The following is a 13,106-nucleotide window of genomic DNA, read 5'->3' as shown; positions in this document are numbered from 1 at the left end:
CTATCTCGCCGGCACCCTCGGCGGGTTGCTCACGACCTGGGTGACGTTCACGCCTTGCTTCCTGTGGATCTTTCTCGGCGCGCCGTTCATCGAGCGCATGCGCGGCAACCGGGCGGTCTCCGGCGCTCTCGCGGCGATCACGGCGGCGGTGGTCGGGTGATCCTGAACCTAGGCGTCTGGTTTGGGATGCACGTCCTCTTCCGAAAGGTTGATGAAGTCCAAGCGGGTCTGCTTTCGCTTGATGTTCCAATCCCTTCGAGCGTCGACCCCGTCGCCCTCCTGCTGTTTGCCGCAGCCGCTCTCGGCTTAGTCCGATTCCACATCGGTATCCTGCCGACTCTCTTGGGAGTCGCAGGTGCGGGAGCCCTCTGGCATCTCGCAGAGGGTTTGATCTGAAACGGCTTAGAAGCTCAACATGCGGCCGCTTTTCACTCGTCGACGCCAGAAAGCTGCCTGTCCGCAATCCACCCCGTCCGGTCGCTAGTACCGACGAGCGCTCTTCACGGCCCCTACTAAGCCGCCGCCGCTACGACATTATCGCGACCTTTTGCCTTGGCCCCGTAAAGAGCCACGTCCGCCGATTGGATCAACCCGGCGAGATCCCGCAGTTCCGCTCCCGCCCCTGCCGTCAACGTCGCAACGCCCGCGCTGATCGTCACGACGCCGTGGCTGCTGCCGGAATGCGGAATCGCCAGTTCCCGGACTGCCTGACGCACGACCTCTGCGCGCTCGAAGGCTCCGGCCGCGCTGGTGGCGGGCATCACCGCCGCAAGCTCCTCTCCGCCATAGCGCGCCGTAAAGTCCCCCGGACGTCGCAGATTTCCCTCAAGCGCCTCGGCGATCCGGCGAAGACATTCGTCTCCGGCTGGGTGCCCGTACGTGTCGTTGAAGGCCTTGAAGCTGTCGACGTCGATCAGGAGAAAGCTGAGGTCGGTCTTGGCGCGGACCGCGCGAGCGAACTCGGTGTCCAACTGCTTGTCGAGGGCCCGCCGATTGGCGAGGCCGGTCAGGCCATCGGTGGATGCCAGCTTCTCCAGCTTCAGGTTCGCTTCCGCAAGCTGGCTCTCCATCATCTTGCGGGACGTGAAGTCTCGCATGACGAAGACCGTCCCTGCACCAGCCTCCAGAGGCTTGCCAGCCACCTCCACCCAGCGGAAACCTCCGCCCCGATGGGCGACGCGATATTGGACCCCCGCCACCGCTCGGCCCGCCAGCACCTCGGCCATCATCGCATCGACGATCCCGACGTCGTCCGGGTGCGCAAGATCACGCGGTCGCATATTGATCAGCTCTACCGGTTCGCATCCGAGGACGTCGCGGCTGGCGGGAGAGACGTAGACGCGTCGTCCGGTAGTATCCGTCCACGTGATAAGGTCGGCAGTGTTCTCCGCGAGCGCACGGAACCGAGCTTCGCTAGCAGCCACGACCAGTTCGGCCTCCCGCCCGATCGAGAGCTTCCTCGACATCGCGTCAAGGACGCGGCCGAGCTTCCGGAGCTCCGGAGCCTGCCAAGGCTCGAGATCTGCCGTAGCGGCGAAATCCCCAGAACCGATCCCCGTCGCCGCGTCCATGAGGCGTCGAAGCGGGCGCAATTGCATCCGCTCGCTGATCCACCACACAGCCGAGGTTGCAACGAGCAGCAACGTCAGAAGTCCGACAGAAGACAGCATTAGCCGATGGCGGACCGGTGCCATCACCGAGCTCCTGTCCTCGCCGACCGCAAGAACGATGTTCCCTGCGCTCGAGAGAGGAGCGAAGCCGAATACCTTGTCCGCGCCATCAATCCCCGCCACTTCGGCCGTTCCGCCGCCAGGCATATTTCGGACTGCGGCCGTCAGTGGGTGTCCCGGGAAAGGCGCGCCAAAGGGGACGCCGAGCAGCGGCGGATAATGGACGATGATGCGACCTGAATCTGGTTCCAATAGCAGAACCGTCCTTTTTCCGCCGTCAGAGACCGCCTCTATTTCCGCAGTCATGCGGTCGAGGTTCAAGCTGGCGAAGACGGCGCCTGCGAAGCCGCCCCGAACGCGGGGGAATCCGCTCGCAGTGATCACTGTTGGTTTCCCGCTCACTTTCCCAATGACGAAGTTCCCGACGACAAATTGAGCTGCCTCCGGCGCCATCATCCTGTCCCGCAGATCGACATCGCTCAGAGCCTGGCGCACCGTCAGCGAGTTATGGCAGGTGATCGTCCCGGCGGCGTCAACGACGCCTACCGTGTTGTAGAGCGGATTGGCCGTCTTTATCCGCCGGATCAACGAAGAGCATGCCTCTCCTCCGGTCGGGACGACGGCGGGAACCAACGCCAGCGCCTCCAGCAGCGTCCTGGTTTCGTCGAACACGCGAGACTCGGTCGCAGCCGCCAGCGTCGCGGCGGCGTATACGTCGTTCTTCGCCGCGGCGATCGTCTGGTTGTGATCGACCCAAAGATAGCAGACGAACGCGATGGTCAGCGGAACCATGGCGAACGCAACGAGCGCGATCAGCCTGCTGCGCATGCCGATCGAGCCGATGGTGGGCAGTTTCAAGAGGTCTCGATTTCACAGATGAGGTGCCAACCGCGGCACGACGATGCCTCTACGGGTAGCAGATTTTCCGATGTTTAGCTTTACGGGGTCCTGTCGCATTTCCTGCTCATGGTGTGACGCAAAGCCAAATGCGGCTAGAGTCACTAGCACAAGGAAGCCGTTCAACCCGATCAGAACGGCCGCCGGAACGGGTGCAGGCCGCCACCGCCCGCATGAAGCGTCCTTTCTAGCGAGGCAGGAGAAAGGATTGAAGGCAGAGAGCTCCCCTGTGATACAGGTCTTTTCGACGAACGCGGCGGAGCGCTGGATTGAGATGCTAGTTCGGTAGAGGACAGGCCGCTCCCCACCCGAGCTGGAGTTGCTTTTCATCGCCTCCTGGGGAGCGAAAGCGGTCTGTCCGATTCTGGACATGCTAACCGCGAAAGCCGCCGTTCGGCTCGTGACCCTCTCTGAAGTCATTGTTGCTGCAACGAATGACCGGAGCCCCTGCGGGATGGAGCCCGGGAAATCCTAGACGCAGTCGTCCGAGAACGGCACCCTCATAAGGTGGACGCCCCCCAGTTGCCGACGGCTATTAAACAGAGCGCGGATTCTGAGGTTGTGGCGCACAATATTAAACTACGCAGCCGGGGTAATTTTTTAGCGAGCTGATGCAGGATCCGGCGACGTCCTGCTCTGCTTGGCGTGCGCCGGGGCTCGACCTTCCAAGGCCCGAGAAGCTCGCGGCGACCACCACTGTGTGCGTCTTCACAGAGTACGGCATGATCTGATGCCTTCGTACCGGCTCTGGCCGAGGCAGGTACCAACGACTTCTATTGGGCGCAGGGGTTGCTGCCTTCCAAAGATGTACCGATCGCTGCGCCTCCGTCCGGCAGCGCCTTGTGAACAATGTTGCATGACAGGCACATAGGGTTGGGTGCTTGGCTATCATTACAACTATTGCGGAGCTTTAGCTCGCGCCACCTCACAGACGCCGCTATGGCTAATGTCCTCGTCGTGCCTGAGTCGGCACGGCAAGCTTCGATCCTGCGCAAAAGCGTCGAGCCAGATCGCATAGGAGATGTGTGCCATCGAGACGCATGGTCTGCGAGGAACCACCTTCTGGCCTTTCGTCGGCTGGACAACGTGTTGCGTCGTTCGGCGAACTCGCGCTTTGGCGGCGATCGCCGCCGTGTGGCTCGTGGCGGGCTGCGGTTCGGTCGGTCAGCCTGAAACGGCTTCTCGAACAGCGATGGTCGATGCGCAGCAGGCATTTGCCTTACCGCCCGTGGGGGGGCCAGCCGTCATTGCGGTTGTTGAACAACGCTACCCAAACGCGACCGAACAGAAAATCGTCCTGCGCGCCAACGGCCGCAGTGCCGGGGAAAACTATTTGCTCGTCCAGTTCTTCGGCCCTGTCGGGGCGACCGGGCGCGGCCGCGATGACCTACGCAACCGCCCGCTCGCTGTGACCAACGTCGGCGCCGAGATGCGAGCGGCGTTTCCCGGCGTGACGATGGCCCGCTCCGCGATCTTCGTGCAGAACGAGTATGGTCCGTTCGGTTACGCGATTGGGCGAGCGGCGTCTGGCGACACCTGCGTCTATGCCTGGCAGCGGATCGCGGGCACGCCGCGGCCGCCGATGATCTTCCGCTCGAACGGCGCCATCGAGCTTCGGTTGCGCCTGTGCGATGGTGGCACCAGCGAGGCAGCCCTGCTGTCGGTGATGTATGGCGTGCGGATTCGTGCCTTCTTCGCCAGCGGGGCCTGGAACCCCTATGGCACCCCGCCGTCGCCGGATGCCGCAATCGGCCAACTCGGCGCGCCGATCTATCCTACCGGTGCCGGCGGCTACCAACCTCTGCTTGCGGATACGCCGGCACGCCCTGCGCAGCCGGCGCGGACCCGACCGGTGCGCCGCGCAGCCAGTCCGGCGCCGGCGCCCGTCGCCGTGCCGGCCGAGCCGCTTCCGGCACCTGTCGGTCCGCCCATTCCGCCACCGCCCTCGGCGACAGGCGCGGCACCTGAAGCACCGGCGGCCACCGCCGTTCCGAGTCCGCCGACAAACGCCTCCACCACCGATGATGCTGCGCCGGCGACGCCCGCAGCCACACCGACACCTGCCTCGGGTCCCGCACCGCTGATGCCGTCACGCCCAGCTTGCTCAGCCGCGCAGGAGGCGGCGGGCGCATGCTGAAGATCCTCCTCTCATTTGCCTGGATCCTGGCTGCTGCGCTGGCCCTCTTTGTGATCACGCTGCCGATCAGCCTCCAGGCACAGCTCGTCGCCGTGACGCTCGTGCTCGGTGTCATGATGCTGCTGAAGGTGCTGAAGCTCGGCGGGACATGGCGGCTCATCGCGCTCGCGCTCGGCACCACGATCGTCCTGCGTTACGTCTACTGGCGCACCACCAGCACGCTGCCGCCGGTGAACCAGCTCGAGAACTTCATTCCGGGCTTCCTGCTGTATCTCGCCGAAATGTACAGCGTCTTCATGCTGGCGCTGAGCCTGTTCGTCGTGGCGGCGCCGCTTCCGCCGCGGAGCGGGAGGGACACGCCCAATTCGGACCGGTTCCCGTCGGTGGACGTCTTCGTGCCGAGCTACAACGAAGACTACACGCTGCTTGCCAACACCCTCGCAGCCGCCCTGAAGATGGACTACCCGTCGGACCGCATGAAGGTCTGGCTGCTGGATGACGGCGGCACCAACCAGAAGCGGTTCGCGGAGCACGCCGGTACCTCGCAAGCTGCGGAAAAGCGCAACACCAGCTTGAAACAGCTCTGCGCCGATCTCGGTGCCATCTATCTGACCCGCGAGCGCAACGAGCACGCTAAGGCCGGCAATCTCAACAACGGGATGTTGCACTCGGACGCGGAACTCATCGCCGTCTTCGATGCCGACCATGCTCCGGCGCGCGACTTTCTGCTCCAGACGGTGAACTATTTCGAGCAGGATCCGCGCCTGTTCCTGGTGCAAACACCTCATTTCTTTATCAATCCCGATCCGGTCGAGCGCAACCTGCGCACCTTCGAGAAGATGCCGTCGGAAAACGAGATGTTCTACGGCATCATCCAGCGCGGACTGGACAAGTGGAACGCGGCGTTCTTCTGCGGCTCGGCAGCCGTTCTGCGGCGGGAGGCGCTCGACGAAGCCGGCGGTTTTAGCGGGGTCAGCATCACCGAGGACTGCGAGACTGCGCTCGACCTGCATTCGCGCGGCTGGAACAGCCTTTACGTCGACATACCGCTGATCGCTGGGCTGCAGCCCGCGACCTTCGCCAGCTTCATCCAGCAGCGCAGCCGTTGGGCGCAGGGCATGATGCAGATCATGCTGTTTCGCTTTCCGCTGTTCAAGCGAGGCCTCTCGTTTCCGCAGCGGCTTTGCTACATGTCGTCGACGCTATTCTGGCTCTTTCCATTTCCCCGCGCGATGTTCCTGGTGGCGCCACTGTTCTACCTGTTTTTCGGGCTTGAGATCTTCAATGCCTCGGGCGGCGAGTTCCTCGCCTATACGTCGACCTACATCATCGTGAACCTGATGATGCAGAACTATCTCTATGGGTCGTTCCGCTGGCCGTGGATTTCGGAACTCTACGAATACGTCCAGACGGTGCATCTCCTGCCGGCGGTGATCTCGGTCCTCATCAATCCGCGCAAGCCGACCTTCAACGTCACCGCCAAGGATGAATCCATCCTGACGAGCCGGCTGTCGGAGATCAGCCTGCCGTTCTTCGTCATCTTCTTCGTGCTGCTGCTTGGCGTTGCCGCGACCGCCTGGCGTGTCGTCACCGAGCCGGCCCAGGCCGATCTGACACTCGTCGTCGGCGGCTGGAACGTCTTGAACCTGTTGATTGCCGGCTGTGCGTTGGGCGTGGTCTCCGAACGCGGCGCTCGCAGTGCGTCCCGGCGGATCGGTGTCGCAAGGCGTTGCGAAATGCTGGTCGGCGACCAGGTCTTCCCGGCGACCATCAACGACGTATCCGTCGGCGGCGCCCGCATCCAGGTGTTCGGGGACGCGCCGCTGCAAACCTTCAAGAATGGACCGGGCACACTGCGATTCCGGCCGCATTCGTCCAGCGAGACCGCGGCCCTCGGCTTGCAGATCCGCAACGCACAGAAGGAGAGCGACGGCGCATCCATCGGATGCAGCTACGTCGTCAACGACGCCACCGATCACTTTCTCATCGCCGACCTGATCTTCGCTAATTCCGAGCAGTGGCGTTCGTTCCAGTTGAGCCGACGCCGTAATCCGGGTCTGTTACGGGGAACAGGATGGTTCATCGGGCTTTGCTTCTACCAAACGTCGCGGGGGCTCAGCTACCTGGCGCGCGGCGCGATGGGTCCGAAGAAGTCGGCCAAGCCAACGCAGAGAACAGTGGGCGCGCCATGAAGTGCCTTTTCAGTGCCGCTGCCTTTTTGGTCCTCGCGACCATGCCCCTACAGGCGCAGCCGGCGCCGTTCGACATGAGTCCGGAGCGGCCGGCCGACACCACCGCTCCGAGCCCACCGGTCGTTCGCCCGGCCACGCCCTCCGAATCGGTTGCGCCACGCTCGCCGGCGCCAGCGAGCGCTGACGCCCCTCGAACCTCTCGGGATACCGTGGACGACGACGCGGGAGCCGAGACGGCCGGTCCATTCCGCCGCCACATCCTGCCCATGGATAATTTCGTGCTGGCGGGGGAGATTGCGGCGCGAAGCTGGTCGATCTTTCTGACTGCTGAGCAAGCCGCTTCGCCGGTAGAACTCGCCGTCGGCTATCAAAGTGCGATCTTCGTCGCCCCTGAGGCTTCGCGACTCGTCATCACCATCAACGGCACGGAGGTCATCGAGGAAGCCGTCAGCTCTCCCGAAGGCGTCAAGCAGCTTAGGGCCGTCATTCCGCCCGGCGTGCTGCGGCCTGGCGACAACGACATCCGTTTCGCCACCTCGCTCCGACATCGCACCGACTGCACAATCTCCTCGACCTACGAGATTTGGACCGACATAGACCCAGCGCAAAGCTATCTGGAGTTTGCCGCCGAGGACGCCAGGCAGCTCAGGCGAGCGGAGGATATCGGCGCGGTAGGCGCCAATGCGCTGGGCAAAACCCGCTTCCATATCTACGTGCCCTCCGGCGACATCAGCCCGGTCGCCGATACGATCATCCGGCTTTCGGAGGGTCTGGCGCTGCTGGCGAGCATGCCGAACCAGACGATGGAGGTGGTGCGGGGAGATGTACCGATCCCGGGTGATGGCGAGATGACCGTGCTGGTCGGTCCTGCGGCGGATCTCGACAGCCTCGTCACCACCATCCCCGTCACCGCCGCGACTCAGCCGACCTATGGCTTCGTGACGCTGCGACAGGATCCGTCGGTGACGGTACTCGTCGTGACTGGCCCGGCCTGGAGCGACGTCGACTCCGCAATCCAGCGCATACTTGCGCCGATTGATCGGCCGATTTCCGTCAGCCGGAGCGCTCTCGCGGATCGATCCTGGCGAACGCCGGACAGCCCGCTGTTCCTCCGTGGGCGGAATGTGACGTTCCAGGAGCTCGGCATCAACACGCAGGAGTTCGCCGGACGGCGTTTTCGCGCTGACTTCACGGTCGGTATGCCGTCGGACTTCTACGCAAAGGCTTATGGCAATGCGACGATCCTGCTCGATGCGGCATATGCCGGAAACGTCGTCGCCGGAAGCCACTTCGACATCTATGTAAACGGCAACATCGCAACGACGCTGCCGCTCGGATCCGCCGGGGGTGCAGTCCTCGATCGCTTCCCCGTCGACTTCACGATGCGGCACCTGAAGCCGGGGATCAACGAGATCGTTGTCGAAGCGATCCTCATGACCCCCGACGACGCGGCCTGCAGCCCTGTCGCAAATGGCGACGAAAAGAGCCGCTTCGCCCTCTTCGAGACGTCGGAACTGCAGATTCCGGATTTCGCCCGCATCAGCAGCATCCCGGATCTTTCGCCGACGCGGGGGGTAGGTTCGCCTTACAACCGCCAGGCCGACCCATTTCCCCTACTAATAGAACGGGGTGGCAGAAACGGCGAGGCTATTATTTCAGCCGCCGCGACGCTGCTCGGCCGGCTTTCGGTCGTCGCCGGACGTCCGGTGCCCTTTGTTATACAATCGTCAGCGGCCGCAGCCGCGGCGCGAGATGCGCTGTTCATCGGGACAGCCGATCAGATGCCGGCTGGCGTGCTGCCGCGGCTGAGCGTCTCGGAAGCGGTCAAGACCGACTGGGGCAACCTTGAAGCGGACCCAGGGTCGGCGGAGGAAGCCGCGATCGCCGCCCGCTGGCAGGGCGAGGTCGGGGCGGGGCGCTGGCGCCAGCGGCTGAGCGAATTACAGGACTGGATGACCGCCAAGTTCGACATCATCCCGGAACAGATCCGGCTGCGCCCGGTCGGCGAGGCGGAGTTTATGCCGCCGCCCTCGGCAACGCTGATGATCGCCCAGGGTATGAGCCCCTCCGGCGACAAGGTGTGGACCGCGTTCAATGCCCCGACGGCGGCCGACCTGACGGCCGGCATCGAGGCAGTGACCGCTCATGAAGGCTGGGGGCAGGTCGGCGACAGCATCACCACCTACGATGCGGCGACGCAGACCTTCACCCAGATTCACGGAGCGGCCCCTACCCTGGTCCAATCCCAGCCTATCTCCTTCTCGAACCTGCGTCTGGTCACGGCGAACTGGCTGTCGGAGAACGTGCTCTCCTACGCCGGCCTGCTGGCGATCGTCGCCCTTCTGCTGGGGCTCGTAACAACGGCCTTTGTTTCGCAACTCGGGAGACGAAAGTGATGCACGCCGCATGCCGGGGCGCGTCGCTCGCCGCCGCCTTCGCGGCGTTGATCGCGACTACGACGATGGCCGACGCCCAAGCCTCGATCCGGCCCACCGACTGGGCCGCATACCAGCAGAGCTTCGTCGCGCCGGACGGTCGGGTCATCGACGACGGCAATGGCGACATCTCCCACAGCGAGAGCCAAGGCTATGGGCTGCTGCTCGCCTATCTTGCAAACGACATGGCAGGATTCGACTTGATCTGGTCGTTCACGCGGACGGAATTGCTGCTGCGCGACGACGGCCTGTCGGTGTGGAAATGGGATCCGGCGGCGACGCCCCATGTCACCGACCCGAACAACGCCACCGACGGCGACATCCTGATCGCCTACGCCCTGGCGCTGGCCGGCCGGCAATGGCAGCGGCCCGAACTGCTGGCCTCGAGCAGCACGATGGCCGAAGCCATCGCCGGCCTCATCGGTACCCAACAGGGCCGGACCGTGATCATGCCCGGCGCCGTCGGTTATGGCACCGACGACCGGCCGGACGGGCCGGTGGTCAATCTGTCCTACTGGATCTTCGAGGCCTTCCCGGTGTTCGCCGAGATCGCCCCGGATACCGACTGGCAAGCCGTGTCGAACGACGGGATCGCGCTGCTCCAGCAGTCCCTCTTGGGCCCCCGGCGACTGCCGCCGGAATGGCTGTCGCTGCAGACCCGCCCGCGGTCGGCAGACGGGTTCCCGGAAGAGTTCGGCTACAATGCCCTTCGCATACCGCTCTATCTACTGCGGGCCGGCGTGACCGACGACGCGCTGCTGCGCACTTTGGCAGACGGGATGAGCACCGAGACGGGCGAGGTTGCGATCGTCGATATCGCAACGGGCAACGTCAAGACCGCGCTCGCCGATCCCGGCTACGCGATCATCCCGGCGCTCGTCGGCTGCGTCCTCGAGGCGACGCCGATCCCACGGGCGCTGCAGCGCTTCGAGCCGACCCTCTATTATCCCTCGACGCTGCATCTCCTGTCCTTGTCCTACGCGACGCAGGCGCACCCGGAATGCCTCGAATGAGCTCTGCCCCGGCCTCTCGGCGCAGCCTGTCGCTGCTGGTGGCGGGTCTCGTTGCCGGGGTAGCGCTGAGCCAGTGGATCGACATGGCCGAGGACCGCTCGCGCCTGCCGGTCGGCGCCGATGTCCTATCCGGCGCAGTGTCGGATGGCGATGACCGGCGGACCTTCGCCGGCGATGAGCAGTGGTCGATGGTCTCCGAGGCCGGCGCGCAGGCGAGCGAGACGGTGCCGGATGCTGCCCCAGCCGCGGCGGCTTCGGGGGACGAGCCCGTTCTACCGCGTGGCAGGACCGCCAGGACTCCGTTCGCTGCCGATGCGCCGCTGGTGGCAGAGGCAGAGCCGGGTGCCGACGCCCCGACGACGCCGCCGCAGGTCGACGAGACGGCACTTCGCTATTTTGCCCGCTCCGGCGATTCCCGTCGGCTGGAAGCCGAGATCGCCCGCCTGCAGGCGCTCTATCCCGACTGGACGCCGCCGGAGGATCCGTTGTCCGTCCCGGACCTCGGCGACCCGTCGCTCGACGCCATGTGGCAGCTTTACGCAGGAGATAAATACGCCGAAGTCCGCGCCGCGATCGCGGCACGGCAGGAGGACGAAGCGGGCTGGGAGCCGCCGGCCGATCTCCTCGACCGGCTGGCGGTCGCGGAATCGCGCGTCAGGCTGGTCAACGCCTCGAACCTGCAGCAATACGACACCGTCGTTCGCGTCGCTGGGGACACGCCCAGCCTCCTGACCTGCAGCGAGGTCGACGTGCTGTGGCGGCTGGCCGAGGCCTTCGCGGAGACCGAGCGTCCGGGCCGGGCGCTCGACGCCTATCGCTACATCCTCACCAATTGCGACAATCCCGGCGAGCGGCTCGCGACGATGCAGATGGCGATCCAACGGCTCGACCGGCCGGCGATGGACAGCCTGCTCGCGCTGCAGCGGCCGAACGAGGACGGAATCGACGAGTTCGCCGCCATCCGCAACGATCTGAGCCGCCAGGCCGTCGATGCCGGCAACGCCGACCCGAACGCAACGGCCAGCCAGGCCGACCTCGAAACCGTTCGCCGGCTGGCCGAGGCGGATGGCGCGGTGGGCGACCGGCTACTGCTCGGCTGGTACTATCTGCGACGGAACGAAGCCACCGCTGCGGAGGCATGGTTCCGCCTTGCCCGGGCGGCAGCGGACACGTCCGAGGCCTCGCAGGGCCTGGCGCTGGCGTTGCTGGCGCTCTCGCAGCCGGTCGAAGCCGAGGCGGTGATCCGCCCGTTCGCCGACGAGTCCGATGCGGCCCGCACCGTCTATGTCGCGGCGGCGGCTAACCTCCTCGCCATCGAGCCGCCGATCGTCCAGTCGCCGGAAGTTCTCGGCACCATCGTCGCCGCGGTCGCCAAGGCAGAGGATGCCAACGGCGCCCAGCAGCTCGGCTGGTATGCCTACGGGCTGAACCAGTTGCCGACGGCGGCGCAGTGGTTTGCCCAGTCGCTCGACTGGCAGCCCAACAGCGAGCTGGCCGCCTTCGGCCTGGCGCTTGTCAGCCAGCGGCTCGGCGACGCCGGCGAACTCGCCCGCCTCAAGGCGGCCTGGCAGGGCCGCTCGCCGCGGATCGCCGAGATCGGCCAGGCCGGCGCGACGCTGCCGCAGACCGCATCAGGCGCTCTCGCGGCGACCGCGGCGGCGATGCAGGCTTCGTCTCCCTCAGCCGCTCCGGCGCCCTTGGCCTTTGTGCAACCGGCGGCACCGACCGCTTCGTCGGCACCTGCTGCGGCTGCTTCTGCCGCCGCCGCACCCGACGCCGCCGCTCCGATGCAGCAACCCGCCGTCCGGTCGGCGCCGCAGTATGCACAGCCGCGGCAGCGCAATTCGCCGCGCGGCTGCAGCGCGTCCACCGATCCCCGCACGCTGTCGGCGCAGGCGGCGCTCGACCGCGGCTGGTGTCTGATGGAACTGAACCGACCGATCGAGGCGGCGCCGTCCTTCGGCATTGCCCTGCTTGCCGGTTCCGCCCAGACGCGGCGCGATGCCGCATACGGCCAGGCCCTGGCCTATCTGCGGGTCGGGCTCGCCGACAAGGCAGCTGTCGCGGCAGCACGGGAGCCACAGCCGCGCGAGCGCCGCATCGAGCTGGAGACGGCGCTCCTCAGTGCACAGGCGCTGGATTCATTTGGGGCCAAGCGCCCCGTGGAAGCCTTGATCGCGCTCGACCAGCGCTCACGGATCGCCCCCGACCAGCTCGATCTGATGGTCTTGCAAGGTTACGCCTATCTGGAACTGCGTCGCTTCGCCGACGCAGAACAGGTGTTCACCGCAGCTGCAAAGGCCGGTAGCCGCGAGGCTGCCCGCGGCCTCAATGCATTGAAGACGGCTACCGGCGTTTTTGTGTCTTCCGACTGATGAGTGAAGATACTCATCATGCGCCTGCTTCAATGGCGGTAAACGCGTGGCGAGGACGTGCGCCAGCGCGCTCAACGAATGCAACGAGGCTGTCGAGCTGCCGGCTTCGAACCGGACTGCGACATCGTCTAGAGGACGTTCCGTGAGGCTGGCCGAGCAAGCAATGCCGAGGATTGGGCGTCGTTGCTGAATGGGCGCGCCGCGCAGGACTGTCCGATCGCCTGTCATAGTCCACTATGTCGGGTTCTTCCTGATCGTCATCGGCTGCGTAACCCTCGGCACGGCTCTCGGATTGGCCGCCGCAGTGGCAGCCCTCGAACTCGCAGGAGGTGACGCACGCGGTGGGCCGTTCGTGTTCATTGGCATTGCAGCCATGAGTGGGACAGG

General features: G+C 65.3%; 6 protein-coding genes and 1 pseudogene. 6 read left to right on the top strand and 1 reads right to left on the bottom strand.

Features of this window, described 5'->3' with window-relative positions:
• Positions 1-4 precede the first annotated feature (4 nt).
• A pseudogene (locus GGR03_RS18255) lies at positions 5-396 on the top strand (chromate transporter); the annotation flags it as partial.
• Positions 397-512: 116 nt separating this feature from the next.
• Here GGR03_RS18255 and GGR03_RS18250 read toward each other — a convergent pair.
• Entirely contained in the window at positions 513-2,528 is a 2,016-nt protein-coding gene (locus tag GGR03_RS18250) for a diguanylate cyclase (protein WP_183210219.1), read from the bottom strand.
• A 1,153-nt stretch (positions 2,529-3,681) separates the two neighbouring features.
• Here GGR03_RS18250 and bcsN point away from each other — a divergent pair.
• The 5 genes from bcsN to GGR03_RS18225 are packed head-to-tail and all read left to right on the top strand — an operon-like array spanning position 3,682 to position 12,719.
• Positions 3,682-4,704 carry a cellulose biosynthesis protein BcsN gene (gene bcsN, locus GGR03_RS18245; RefSeq protein ID WP_183210218.1) on the top strand — a complete coding sequence of 341 codons (1,023 nt, stop codon included), beginning with the start codon at positions 3,682-3,684 and terminating at the stop codon, positions 4,702-4,704.
• The gene (gene bcsA, locus GGR03_RS18240; RefSeq protein ID WP_183210217.1) at positions 4,698-6,896 is read left to right on the top strand and encodes a UDP-forming cellulose synthase catalytic subunit; all 2,199 of its coding nucleotides are present in this window, start codon (positions 4,698-4,700) and stop codon (positions 6,894-6,896) included. The genes bcsN and bcsA overlap by 7 nt, the downstream gene beginning before the upstream one ends.
• On the top strand, positions 6,779-9,292 hold the full coding sequence (locus GGR03_RS18235) for a cellulose biosynthesis cyclic di-GMP-binding regulatory protein BcsB (RefSeq protein WP_183210216.1): 2,514 nt from the start codon (positions 6,779-6,781) through the stop codon (positions 9,290-9,292). Before bcsA ends, GGR03_RS18235 begins: the two co-directional genes overlap by 118 nt.
• Positions 9,292-10,344 carry a family 8 glycosyl hydrolase gene (locus GGR03_RS18230; RefSeq protein ID WP_183210215.1) on the top strand — a complete coding sequence of 351 codons (1,053 nt, stop codon included), beginning with the start codon at positions 9,292-9,294 and terminating at the stop codon, positions 10,342-10,344. Before GGR03_RS18235 ends, GGR03_RS18230 begins: the two co-directional genes overlap by 1 nt.
• On the top strand, positions 10,341-12,719 hold the full coding sequence (locus tag GGR03_RS18225) for a cellulose synthase (protein WP_183210214.1): 2,379 nt from the start codon (positions 10,341-10,343) through the stop codon (positions 12,717-12,719). The genes GGR03_RS18230 and GGR03_RS18225 overlap by 4 nt, the downstream gene beginning before the upstream one ends.
• The last annotated feature ends 387 nt before the right edge of the window (positions 12,720-13,106 follow it).

Source organism: Aurantimonas endophytica, from assembly GCF_014196845.1.
In the GTDB taxonomy this organism is placed as follows: Bacteria; Pseudomonadota; Alphaproteobacteria; order Rhizobiales; family Rhizobiaceae; genus Aurantimonas; species Aurantimonas endophytica.
The sequence above is the reverse complement of the archived record's forward strand: the minus strand, read 5'-3'. Positions and strand labels throughout refer to the sequence as shown.

What these genes read in the sequence shown, in the direction of transcription:
- GGR03_RS18230 (WP_183210215.1), top strand. Translation starts at nt 9,292, where the DNA reads ATGCACGCCGCATGCCGGGGCGCGTCGCTCGCCGCCGCCTTCGCGGCG.
- bcsA (WP_183210217.1), top strand. Translation starts at nt 4,698, where the DNA reads ATGCTGAAGATCCTCCTCTCATTTGCCTGGATCCTGGCTGCTGCGCTG.
- GGR03_RS18225 (WP_183210214.1), top strand. Translation starts at nt 10,341, where the DNA reads ATGAGCTCTGCCCCGGCCTCTCGGCGCAGCCTGTCGCTGCTGGTGGCG.
- GGR03_RS18235 (WP_183210216.1), top strand. Translation starts at nt 6,779, where the DNA reads ATGGTTCATCGGGCTTTGCTTCTACCAAACGTCGCGGGGGCTCAGCTA.